At 70.6% G+C, this 12,144-nt stretch carries 8 protein-coding genes; 7 read left to right on the forward strand and 1 reads right to left on the reverse strand.

Annotated features, from left to right (window positions below; translation table 11 throughout):
* Positions 1–68 precede the first annotated feature (68 nt).
* From JYK18_RS19215 to JYK18_RS19245, 7 genes are all read left to right on the forward strand, one after another.
* Positions 69–2,393 carry a lanthionine synthetase LanC family protein gene (locus tag JYK18_RS19215; RefSeq protein WP_206803339.1) on the forward strand — a complete coding sequence of 775 codons (2,325 nt, stop codon included), beginning with the start codon at positions 69–71 and terminating at the stop codon, positions 2,391–2,393.
* A 72-nt stretch (positions 2,394–2,465) separates the two neighbouring features.
* Positions 2,466–2,660: a ferredoxin gene (locus JYK18_RS19220; RefSeq protein ID WP_153035399.1), complete on the forward strand. Its 195-nt coding sequence runs from the start codon at positions 2,466–2,468 to the stop codon at positions 2,658–2,660.
* Positions 2,657–3,853, forward strand: coding sequence for an NAD(P)/FAD-dependent oxidoreductase (locus tag JYK18_RS19225; protein ID WP_206803340.1), 1,197 nt, complete (start codon positions 2,657–2,659; stop codon positions 3,851–3,853). The genes JYK18_RS19220 and JYK18_RS19225 overlap by 4 nt, the downstream gene beginning before the upstream one ends.
* A gap of 119 nt (positions 3,854–3,972) precedes the next feature.
* Positions 3,973–5,430, forward strand: coding sequence for a sorbosone dehydrogenase family protein (locus JYK18_RS19230; RefSeq protein WP_242579273.1), 1,458 nt, complete (start codon positions 3,973–3,975; stop codon positions 5,428–5,430).
* Positions 5,423–6,355 (forward strand): hypothetical protein, encoded by a 933-nt coding sequence (locus tag JYK18_RS19235; RefSeq protein ID WP_206803341.1) that lies wholly within the window; start codon positions 5,423–5,425, stop codon positions 6,353–6,355. The genes JYK18_RS19230 and JYK18_RS19235 overlap by 8 nt, the downstream gene beginning before the upstream one ends.
* Positions 6,356–6,509: 154 nt before the next feature.
* Positions 6,510–8,567 carry a type IIA DNA topoisomerase subunit B gene (locus JYK18_RS19240; protein WP_206803342.1) on the forward strand — a complete coding sequence of 686 codons (2,058 nt, stop codon included), beginning with the start codon at positions 6,510–6,512 and terminating at the stop codon, positions 8,565–8,567.
* A 26-nt stretch (positions 8,568–8,593) separates the two neighbouring features.
* A complete protein-coding gene (locus JYK18_RS19245) occupies positions 8,594–11,080 on the forward strand; it encodes a DNA topoisomerase (ATP-hydrolyzing) subunit A (protein ID WP_206803343.1) in 2,487 nt (828 codons plus the stop codon).
* 63 nt (positions 11,081–11,143) lie between these two features.
* Here JYK18_RS19245 and JYK18_RS19250 read toward each other — a convergent pair whose 3' ends face one another.
* Positions 11,144–11,962, reverse strand: coding sequence for a trypsin-like serine protease (locus JYK18_RS19250; protein ID WP_206803344.1), 819 nt, complete (start codon positions 11,960–11,962; stop codon positions 11,144–11,146).
* Positions 11,963–12,144 lie beyond the last annotated feature (182 nt).

The raw sequence follows: 12,144 nt of genomic DNA on the forward strand, positions 1-12,144 counted from the left end.
CCGTTCGGCGCCTGGACTGCCCCTTCCCGATGTGCGGGAATTCCGGGGAGAGGGGGCAGCACGCCGAAATGACAGAAGAAGTGCTCGACCGGCTCGGGGAAATCGCCGCCGGGCGGCGGATCACCGTGCGCGGGAACTGGGCCGGGGTGCGCGGTCGCGGCACGATTCCCGCGCAGGGCTGGAAGATCCACGTCTCGGCCCGCCCGGTCACCCTCGGCCAGACCCTCGAACTCGCGCTGCCGATCCTGCTCTCCGCCGACTGCGAGTTCCGCGTGGTGCGCTCGCCGGGCGTGCTGCGCGAGCTGAACGCCGGTGACCCGGCCACCACCGGCCACGCGCTGGTCGTGCACGCCGCCGACGAGGTGGCGGTCCGGCTGGCGGCCGACCTGGCCGCCGCGCTGACCGGACTGGCCGCCCCCGAAGTCCCCGGGGCACGGCGGTTCCGGCCGGACGCGCCGGTGTACTACCGCTTCGGCGCCTTCGCCCCGCAGTTCGATGTGGACGAATACGGCGACCTCCGGCCGGTGGTGCGTGAACCGGACGGCGTGCCGGACCCCTTCCCCCGCAACGATCCGGTGGCCGAGCCTGGGCGGATCGGCCGCTACCGCGTGGTTTCCGGGCCGTCCGGGAACATCTACCGCGCGCTGGGCCCGGGTGGTGACGCCGTGGTGCTCAAACGGGCCGCCGCCTTCGTCGGGGAGAACGAGGAGGGCATCGACCTGCGCTGGCAGCTGCGCAACGAACGCCGGGTGCTCCAGGCGCTGGCCGGGGTCGACGGCGTGCCGAAGCTGCTCGACCACTTCCGCATCGACGAGAACGAGTACCTGGTCACCAGCGACGCCGGTGCGAAGAGCCTCGCCGAAACCGGCCGGGTCCGGCGCATCGGGCCGCTGGCCGCGCAACTGGTCGCCGTGCTCGACGCGGTGCACGAACGCGGGGTGGTGGTCCGCGACCTGTCCCCGAAGAACATCGTGCTGGCCGAACGCGGCTGCACGCTGGTCGACTTCGGCACCAGCCGGTACGACGGCTACCAGCTGCCCGGCTGGACCCCCGGCTACAGCGTGCCGGACCAGCACAGCGATCGCGCGGCGGTGCCGGAGGACGACTACTTCTCCCTCGGCGCCACGCTGTTCTTCGCCGCCACCGGACTGGAACCGGTGACCGCCGACCCGGACCCGCTGCGGAACCTCGACCGCACGCTGCTGGCGTACCGGCGGGTGGAGTCCGGCGGCCTGGTGCCGCGGTTGCTCAGCCTCGACCCGGCCGAGCGCGTGGCCGCGGTGAAGGACGTCCGCGCCGGGCGACGCCGTCGCGCGAGCCCGCTCCAGGCCGCCGAGCCGGAGATCACCGGCGACCTGCTGGAGTCGGCGATCGAGAGCACGGTGGCCGCCTGCGTGCGCCACGCCGTACGCGCGCTGGAGGACGAGCCGCTCGCCACGAACGTCTACCGCGGGGCCGCCGGGCTCGGCATGGAGTTGCTGCACCACACCGCCGGCGTGCCGGTCGCGCGGGAGCTCGCGCGCCGGATCACCGAGCACCCGCCCCCGGTCCCCCCGCCGAACGGCCTGTTCTCCGGGCGCACCGGCACCGCGTTGTTCCTGGCCACCGCCGGGCTGCCGGGGCCGGCGCTCGAACTGGACGGCCACGAGCCCGCGGACTACGTGCACGGCGTGGCCGGGATCGGCATCGGTCACCTGCTGCTGCAGTCGGTCGCCGAGCGGTCGGAGAACTTCACCGTCGCCGACGAATGCGCGCGCCGCGCCTTGACCGATACCGGTACCGAGCGTGGTTTCGCCCGCGGCCAGGCCGGGATCGCCGCCTTCCTGCTCGCGCACCACCGCGCCACCGGCGATCCGGCCACCGGCGCCGCGGCGGTCCGGTTGTTCGAGCGGCTGCGGGCCGAGGTGGCCGAGCGGACGCGGGTGCTGCGCCGCCGGACCGCGCCCGCGAGCGGGGCGGACTGGTGGCAGGGCGTGGCCGGACTGGTCCCGCCGCTGCTGGCCGCCGCGCGGGCCTACGGCGAGGACCGCTACCTCGAACTGGCCAAGGAGGGGGCGCGGGCCTGCCTGACCGCGGCACCGCGCGTGCCCTCGGTTTCGCAGGTCCACGGGCTGGCCGGGATCGGCGAGACGCTTGCCGACGTCGCGCTGGCCACCGGGGACGAGGAGTTCTGGGCCGGGGCCACCCGGATCGCCGAGCTGATCCTGCTGCGCTCCGGCGGGCGCTACGAGAAGCCGGTTCTCCCAGGTGGGGCGGGATGGGGCGACGGCGCCGCCGGCGTGCTCAGCTTCCTGCGCAGACTTCACGGGCGGGCGGGGGCCCGGCCGTGGAGCCCGGAGTGGTCGCCGCCCCCGCGATCACTCCGGGTCACCCCGAATCGCGATAGCGTGTGAGTCGAGCCGGGCTGAGGAATTTCTCGACGCCGGGATGGGCACAATGTCCGGTAGCGAAGACTGGAGGCGCCGATGAAGATCACGATCGACCGGGACCGCTGCTGTGGTGCGGGCCAGTGCGTGCTCGCCGCACCGGACGTGTTCGACCAGGACGACGAAGAGGGCCTGGTCGTGGTGCTGGAGGAGTCGCCGGCGCCCGAGCACCACCAGGCGGTCCGCGAGGCGGCGTCGGTCTGCCCGACCGCCACGATCGAAGTCACCGAGTGAGCGTTGTCGTTGTCGGCGCTTCGGCCGCCGGTTTCGCCACGGCCGAAGGACTCCGCCGCAACGGCTACGACGGCGCGCTGACCCTGGTCGGCGCCGAACCGGAACTGCCGTACGACCGCCCGCCGCTGTCGAAGCAGGTGCTCACCGGGCAGTGGGACGCCGAGCGGATCCGCCTGTGCGGGCAGGACAAGGCCACCGAACTCGGCCTCGACCTGCGTCTCGGCACCCCGGCCGCGGGGCTGGACACGGCGGCCAGGCGGGTGAGCCTGGCCGACGGCACCGAGCTGCCGTACGAGCAGCTGGTGCTGGCCACCGGCGTCGGGCCGCGCCCGCTGCCCGGTACCGAGGGCCTGCGCGGCGTGCGCATGCTGCGCAGCCTCGAGGATTCCTTGGCGCTGCGTGCCGAACTCCGCCCCGGCACGCGGCTCGTGGTGATCGGGGCCGGGTTCCTCGGCACCGAGATCGCCGCCGCCGCGCGCACGATGGACGCCGAGGTGTGGCTGGTCGAGCCTGAGCCCGTCCCGCTCGGCATCGCCGTCGGTGCGGAGGTCGGCGAGTTCGTCGCCGGACTGCACCGCGAGCGCGGGGTGCACCTGCGCACCGGTCCCGGTGCCGCCGTCCGCGACTTCAAGGCCAACGCGGGCCAGGTCGAGGCGGTGGTGCTCGACGACGGCACGGAACTGCGGTGCGACCTGGTGGTGGTCGCCATCGGCTCGGTCCCGTCGACCGGCTGGCTGGCCGGTTCGGGGCTCACCCTGGGTGACGGGATCCAGTGCGATTCCCGGTGTTCGGCCGCACCGGGCGTGTACGCCGCCGGTGACGTGGCGTCCTGGTTCCACGAGCACGCGGGCGTCCGCGTGCGCCTGGAGCACCGCACCAACGCCACCGAACAGGGGCTGTACGTGGCCAGGGCCCTGTTGGGCCAAGCGGGCGAACCCTTCACCCCGGTGCCGTACTTCTGGTCGGACCAGTACGACACCAAGCTCACCGCCTTCGGCCTGCTCCGCGGTGCCGACGAGATCAGGGTGGTCGAGGGATCGATCGCCGAGGGTGCGTTCGTTGCCTTGTACCGCAAGGGAAGCCGGCTGACCGGGGTGCTCGGCGTGCGCCGCGCGAAGTCCGTGCGGCAGTGGCGCGCGCTGCTCGCCGCCGGGTCCGGTTGGGACGAAGCACTGGCTGATAGTCCTCAATAGACTTGTCCGCAATCGGACAGCTCTGGCGGCGTTTCTTGCCCCGGCCTGCCCCGGCTCGGTAATGTCTGCTCCCGCTGGCCTTTGAAAGCGCTTTCACGACGTCGTGGGAGGTAGCTGAGTTGAGCGGACGCTTCAGGCCGGCGCGCTGGTTGCTCACCGTGTTCACGGTGCTGTCGCTGGCCGCGCCGCCCGCACTCGCGCAGGACGACGACCCCATCCTCGATCCGTTCCCGGCGGACCCGGCGCTGGCCGATTTCGGCCTGGTGCTCGAGGAAATGACGCAGATGCCGAAAACCGAGGCGGTGCCGCCGACCCCGGACGACCGGATCAAGCGCCACGCGCGGATCAACTACGTCGGTGAGGTCCCCGACGGTTCCGGACGGCTCTACGTGCCGGACCTCAACGGCAGGATGTACTTGCTGCAGAACGGCGTGCCGCAGGTCTACCTGGACGTGGGCGCGACCTTCGAACCCGATTTCTGGTCGCACCGCGGCCTCGGCAGCGGGTTCGGCTTCGTCGCCTTCGACCCGGAGTTCGCCGAGAACGGTCGGTTCTACACCACCCACACCGAGGCCGACGCGGCGCTGACCACCAAGCCGCCGGACCTCTGGGCGCAGCCGAAGACGGTGATCCACAGCGTGATCACCGAGTGGACGGCCGACGACCCGGCCGCCCCGGTGTTCACCGGCAAGAAGCGGGAAGTGCTGCGGCTCGGCTTCATGAGCTACATCCACGCGATCCAGCAGATCGGCTTCAACCCGGTGGCGAAGCCGGGTGACCAGGACTACGGCCTGCTCTACCTCGCCGTCGGTGACGGCGGGCGTGGCGTGAGCAGCGACGACCCGCAGAACCTCGCCGTACCGCAGGGAAAGATCCTGCGCATCGATCCGCGCGGGACCGACAGCCAGAACGGGAAGTACGGCATCCCGGCGGTGAACCCGTTCGTGGGCAAGGAAGGCGCGCTCGGCGAGATCTACGCGTACGGCTTCCGCGACCCGCACCGGTTCAGCTTCGACACCGGCGGCCGCAACCGGCTCTACGTCGGCAGCATCGGCGAGCACGAGATCGAGTCCATCTACGACGTGCGCGCCGGGGACAACCTCGGCTGGGGCGAGCGCGAAGGTCCGTTCGTGTTCAAGCGGTCCGACAAGTGCAACCTCTACCCGCTGCCCGCCGACGACGCGAAGTACCGCTACACCTACCCCGTGGCCGCCTACGACCACGACCCGCCGCCGGGCCTGCCGTGCGGGGCCGACAGCGGGCACGCGGTGGCCGGTGGTTTTGTCTACCGCGGCGACAACATCCCGTTCCTGCAAGGGAAGTACCTGTTCGGCGACCTGGTGGACGGCCGGATCTGGTACACCGACTCCGGCGAGATGCGCCACGGCGCCAGGAAGCTGGCCACCATGCACCAGCTGCGCCTGTTCGACACCGACGGCAACGAGAAGACGATGGCCGACTTCGCCGGGGACGACCGCATCGACCTGCGGTTCGGCGCCGACGGTTCCGACGAACTCTTCGTACTGGCCAAGGCGAACGGCAAGATCTGGCGCGTCAAGGACGTGAAGCATGTCTAGGCGCCTGCTGGCGGGCGCGTTGGCGGTGCTCGGCTGCCTGTCGCTCACCACGCCCGCCTCGGCGGCCGGTGAGTACGTCCTGCCCTCGCTCGAACCGGACCTCGTCGCGTACTACGACTTCGAGCACCCGGCTCCGGGCGATCCCGCGCGGGAGCTGGACCAGGGCTTCTCCGGCACCACGCTGGACCTGGTCAACGGCGGCCAGGAGATGCGCGTCCCCGGTGGCGCGCATCCGGCCAGCGGAACGCACCTGCGGACCAAGCAGGTCGCGCCGGAGACCGCGGGCAACGACGACTGGAAGGCCGGGCTGTACTCGCCGACCGGGGTGCCGAGCATGCGCGCGTTCAACGCGGTGCGCGAGACCACGGTGATGGGCTGGTTCCGGATGTCCGCCGCCAACCCGGCCCCCAACTCCAACACGCCGGCGACGGGTGACTTCTACAACGCCGTCGGCCTCGCCGGTGTGCTCTCCGGCACATCCGACGGCCACGGCGTGCGGGCGCTGCTGGAGCTGATCCAGGTCAACGGGGAACTGAAGGTGGTCGCGCTCGGCCGCCGCCTCGACAGCGGAGCGTCACAGACCTTCGCCGCCGAGCAGGACTGGCGGAGCATCCTGCCGCCGGACGAGTGGGTGTTCCTGGCCGCCACCTTCGACTTCGACACCGGGAAGATGGCGCTCTACCGCAACGGCAGGCCGTTGCCGGGCACCTACGTCACCCCGGGTGATCCCTGGGAGCTGGACGGGCCCGGCCCGCACCTCAGCTCGCCGACCGATCCGCGCGGGATCAAGATCGGCGGCAGCTTCCCGCAGGACACCCGGGAGGCGAACCCGTGCGACTGCGGGTTCGACAGCCTGATGTTCCTGGACCGCGCGGTGACGCGCTGGGAGGTCCTGGCGCAGTACCATCGCGCCGTGCGCGGGTGATCCTGGGCTCTCCGACCTGACACGCGGGCACCCTCGACCGAACATATGGTCGGGGGTGCCCGCTAGTCTCGAGTAGGGTGAGACGCCGCCGCGCGCCGCCGCCCATGTCGAGATCAGGCGTGCCTCGCACGCCGTGAGCTGGGAGAACGACCCTGTGACTGCTTCTGCCGAGTCCCTGTACGGGGCAAACGACCTCACCCACCTGGAAGGTCTGGAAGCGGTCCGGAAGCGGCCCGGCATGTACATCGGGTCCACCGACAGCCGCGGCATCAACCACCTGTTCTCCGAGGTGGTGGACAACTCCACCGACGAGGGCGTGGCCGGGTACGCCACCAAGGTGGTGGTCACCCTGCACGCCGACGGCAGCGTCCAGGTCGACGACGACGGCCGCGGCATCCCGACCGGGGTGCACGCCAAGTCCGGCCTGTCCGGGGTCGAGCTGGTGCTCACCCGGCTGCACGCGGGCGGCAAGTTCGGCGGTTCCGGCTACAAGACCTCGGGCGGCCTGCACGGCGTCGGCGCCTCGGCGGTGAACGCGCTCTCGCACCGGTTCGACGTGACCGTCAAGCAGAGCGGCAAGGTGCACCAGATGTCGTTCGCGCACGGGAAACCGGGCGTTTTCGACGGTCCCGGGCCGAAGGCGAAGTTCACCCAGCGCTCCGGCCTGCAGGTGACCGGCAAGATGAAGCGCGGTGAGCGCACCGGGACGTCCATCCGGTACTGGTACGACGCGCGGTACTTCGAGAACGGCGCCGCGCTGGACACCGAGGCCGTGCGGATGAAGCTGCGCAACACCGCGTTCCTGGTGCCCGGCGTCACCTACGTGCTGCGCACCGCGGTGGACGACTCGATCAGCGAGGAGACCTTCCACTTCCCCAACGGCCTGCAGGACATGGTCGAGTTCCTGGCCCCGGACAACGAAAAGCCGGTCTCCGGCACGCTGCTGATCACCGGTGAGGGCACCTACCGGGAGAACGCCGCCGACGAGAACGGCGTGATGCAGTCCAAAGTGGAACGGCGCGCCGAGGTCGAGGTGGCGCTGCGCTGGGGCACCGGCTACGAGCGCACGGTGGAGTGCTTCAGCAACACCATCCGCAACGTGCACGGCGGCACGCACAAGCGCGGGTTCGACCGCGCCGCGGTGAAGGCGATCAACGAGGCGGTGTCGAAGACCCGCGGGCTGCTCAAGCCCAAGGAGGACCCGCCGACCATCGAGGACGTGCTCGAGGGCATGACCGCGGTGATCCACGTGCGCATCCCGGAGCCGCAGTTCACCTCGCAGACCAAGGACGAGCTGTCCACCGCGGGCATCACCAAGGTGATCCAGGGCGTGGTCGAGCGGCACATCAAGGCGTGGACCGAGGACCGCCGGACCAAGACCGAAGCCAAGACGGTGCTGCAGAAGATCGTCGACGCCTCGCGCGTGCGGCTGACCCAGAAGCAGCAGAAGGACGCCGCGCGCCGCAAGACCGCGCTCGAAGGCGCCGCGATGCCGCCGAAGCTGGTCGACTGCCGCTCCACCGGCGTGTCCCGCGCGGAGCTTTTCCTGGTGGAGGGCGACAGCGCACTCGGCTCGGCGCGCATGGCGCGGGTTTCCGAGTACCAGGCGCTGCTCCCGCTGCGCGGCAAGATCCTCAACGTGCAGAAGGCCAGCCTCGGGGACACGCTGAAGAACGCCGAGATCGCCTCCATCGTGCAGGTGCTCGGGGCCGGCACCGGCCGCACCTTCGACCTGCCCGCGATGCGCTACGGCCGGGTCATCCTGATGGCCGACGCCGATGTGGACGGTTCGCACATCCGGACCCTGCTGATCACGTTGTTCGCCAAGTACATGCGGCCGGTGATCGAGGACGGCAGGCTCTACGCCGCGATGCCGCCGCTGCACAAGGTGGTCACCAAGGGGCGCAACCCGGAGACCATCTTCACCTTCACCCAGCGGGAGATGGAGAGCACGGTGGCCAGGCTGGAGGCGGCGGGCAAGCAGATCGTCACCCCGGTGCCGCGGTTCAAGGGCCTCGGCGAGATGGACGCCGACGAGCTGTGGGAGACCACGATGAACCCGGCCACCCGCTCGGTCCGCCGGATCACCCTCGACGATGCCGAAGCCGCCGAAGCCGCACTCGAACTGCTGATGGGCGAGAAGGTCGAACCGCGCCGCAACTGGCTCGTCGAATCTTCGCACCGGGTCGACCAGGAAGCCATCGACGCGTAACCCCGCGTCGATCGACTAGGAGAGAAATGGCTCGCCGCAAGGGAACCACGACCAAGATCGACCCGTCGGCCTTCGACCGCGCCGGGGCGAACGTGTACGACAACTCGATCAAGACCGAGATCGAGGACTCGTACCTGGAGTACGCCTACTCGGTGATCCACTCCCGCGCGCTGCCCGACGCGCGCGACGGGTTGAAGCCGGTGCACCGCCGGATCCTGTTCTCCATGAACGAGAACGGCTACCGGCCGACGCACGCGTACGTGAAGTCGTCGCGGGTGGTCGGTGACGTGATGGGCAAGTACCACCCGCACGGCGACACCGCGATCTACGACGCGATGGTCCGCATGGCGCAGGACTTCTCGATGAACGTGCCGCTGGTCGACGGGCACGGCAACTTCGGCAGCCCGGACGACGGCCCGGCGGCCAGCCGGTACACCGAGGCGCGGATGTCGCGCGAAGCGATGCTGCTGGTCGGGGAACTCGGCGAGGACACCGTCGACTTCCGGCCCAACTACGACGGTTCGCTGGCCGAGCCGTCGGTGCTGCCCGCGGCGTACCCGAACCTGCTGGTGAACGGGACCTCCGGGATCGCCGTCGGCATGGCGACGAACATGATCCCGCACAACATGTTCGAGGTGATCACCGCCGCGCGCTGGCTGATCAACCACCCGAACGCCACGCTGGACAAGCTGATGGAGTTCGTGCCGGGGCCCGACCTGCCCACCGGTGGCCTGCTGCTCGGCCTGGACGAGGTGCGCAAGGCGTACGAGACCGGGCGCGGCGTGGTCCGCATGCGCGCCAAGGTAGAGACCGGCCCGCTGGAGGGCAGCCGCGGCCGCCAGGCGATCACCGTCACCGAACTGCCCTACGGCGTCGGCACCGAGCGGATCATCGAGAAGATCACCGACGAGGTCAACAAGTCCAAGCGGCTCACCGGCATCGCCGATGTCAAGGACCTCACCGACCGCGAGAACGGCACCCGGCTGGTGATCGAGTGCAAGGTCGGGGTCAACCCGCAGGCGCTGCTGGCCGACCTGTACCGGCTCACCCCGCTCGAGCAGTCCTTCGGCATCAACAACCTGGTCCTGGTCGACGGGCAGCCGCGCACGCTCGGGCTGAAGGCGCTGCTGGAGGTGTTCCTGGCGCACCGGTACGAGGTGGTCACCCGGCGGACGCGGTACCGCCGCCGCAAGCGCGAGGAACGGCTGCACCTGGTCGAGGGCCTGCTCAAGGCGCTGCTGAACATCGACAAGGTGATCCGGTTGATCCGGAACAGCGAGAACGCGCAGGAGGCCAAGGACGGCCTGATGTCGCAGTTCAAGCTGTCGGAGATCCAGGCCACCTACATCCTGGACACCCCGCTGCGCCGGCTGACCAAGTACGACCGGCTGGAGCTGGAGGCCGAGCAGGACCAGTTGCGCGAGGAGATCGCCGAGCTGACCAAGATCCTCGAGGACGAGTCCGTGCTGAAGAAGGTGGTCTCCAGCGAGCTGGGCAAGATCGCCAAGGAGTTCTCCAGCGAGCGCCGGACCGCGTTGATCGACGGTGACCTCAAGGAGGTGCTCGCCGCCTCGAAGCCGGCCGGCCCGCTGGAGGTGGCCGACGACCCGTGCCAGGTGATCCTGTCCGCCACCGGGCTGGTGGCGCGCACCGCGGCCGAGTCGGAGGAGGTCTCGGAAGGCCGTCGCCGCAACGGCCGCGCCCGGCACGACGCGGTCGCCGCGGTGGTCCACTCCACCGCGCGCGGGCAGATCCTGCTGATCACCAGCAGCGGGCGGGCGTTCAAGACCGACGTGCTGCCGTTGCCGGTGCTGCCGGAACAGGTGGGCACGGTCTCGTTGCGCGGCGGCATGGCGGCGAGCGAGCTGGTGCCGTTGGAGAAGGGCGAGCGGGTGATCGGCGTGGCGCCGCTGGGCGAGCAGGCCGCCGGTTCGCCGGGGCTCGCGCTCGGCACGCGCAACGGGGTGGTGAAGGTCTGCGCGCCGGAATGGCCGGTGCGGTCCGACGAGTTCGAGGTGATCTCGCTCAAGGACGGCGACGAGGTGGTCGGCGCGACCTGGCTGACCGACGGTTCGGAGACGCTGGCTTTCCTGACCTCGCAGGCTTCCCTGCTGCGGTACGCGGCTTCACTGGTCCGGCCGCAGGGCCTCAAGGGCGGCGGTATGGCGGGGATCAACGTGGGCGCGGACGCCCGCGTGGTCTTCTTCGGCGCGCTGCGGACGGATGACGGTGAACACGGCGAGCCGATGGTGGTCACCGCGACCGGGCAGAGCGTGAAGGTGACGCCGTTCGAGGAGTACCCGGCGAAGGGCCGGGGTACCGGCGGGGTGCGGACGCACCGGTTCCTGAAGGGGGAGACGGGGTTGGCCGTCGGCTGGATCGGCCCGCGGCCCGCGGGTTCCTCGTCCAGTGGTTCGCCGGTGGAACTGCCCGAAGTGGACCTGCGGCGGGACGGTTCCGGTGCGGCTCACCCGGGACCGGACGTGGTCGGCCACCTCATCGAACGCGGCTGAGCTCCGTCCCCGGACATGGCTTTCGGGGCGCGCGTGGTGCGCGCCCCGAAGGCCACTGGAGTGCTAGATACTGTTCGCGGCGGAGGCGATCGCCGAGGCGAAGGTGCTCACCTCGGTGTAGACGCCCGGCTTCTGCGCCAGGGCGCAGCCCTCGCCCCAGCTGGTGATGCCCACCTGGATCCAGGCGTTGTTGGCGTCGCGGCGGAACATCGGGCCGCCCGAGTCGCCCTGGCAGGTGTCGGTGCCACCGGTGGCCCACACGCCCGCGCAGATCTCGGCGGCGGAGATCAGGCCGGAGTAGCTGCCCCCGGCCGACTTGCACTGGGTGTCGCTGATGAACGGCACCTTGGCCTTGAGCAGGTACCGCTGCTGGGCCCCGCCCTGGGTGGCCGCGCCCCAGCCGGCGATGTCGAAGGTGCCGCTGTTGTAGCTGGTGTTGGTCGCGATCGGCAGGGTCGGGATGTTGTTCACCGGCGAGGCCAGCTTGATCAGGGCCCAGTCACCACCGGTGGAGGTGGGGTAGGTGGGCGACCGGTAGACGTAGGTCGACTTCACCTTGATGGCGCTGGAGCTCTGCAGGTCGACCACGCCGAGCGTGGCGGTGATGCCGGTGTTGGCGCCGGTCCGGCTGACGCAGTGCGCCGCGGTCAGCACGATGTTCGGCTTGTACAGCGCCCCGCCGCAGCCCATCGAGAGCCGCACCATCCAGGGGAACTCGCCCTGCGCCGCCTTGGTGCCGCCGACCACGGTCGGCTGCACGCCGCCGTCCGGCGTCGGGGGCGCGGCCACCGCCGGCGCGGTGGCGAGACCGAACGCCGTCGCGGCGCCGGCCACGACGATCGCGGATTTTTTGAGCAGACTGGCCCACCTGCTGGTCTTCATCGGGCATTCCTTCCGGTGTCCGCGGGGTGCGGGAGGAGGAGAAGATGTGTGACCGTTCGACTACAGCAGAATTGATTCCCAGGAAGTACCGACTTTCCGGTGGTTTTTTCCCGGTAACGTACCCACTGCTCCCTGTGGGTGACTGGCGATGGCCAACAGGCCAGGTCAGCCGGGCTTCAGCG

Origin of the sequence: Amycolatopsis sp. 195334CR (assembly GCF_017309385.1) — a bacterium.
GTDB lineage: Bacteria > Actinomycetota > Actinomycetes > Mycobacteriales > Pseudonocardiaceae > Amycolatopsis.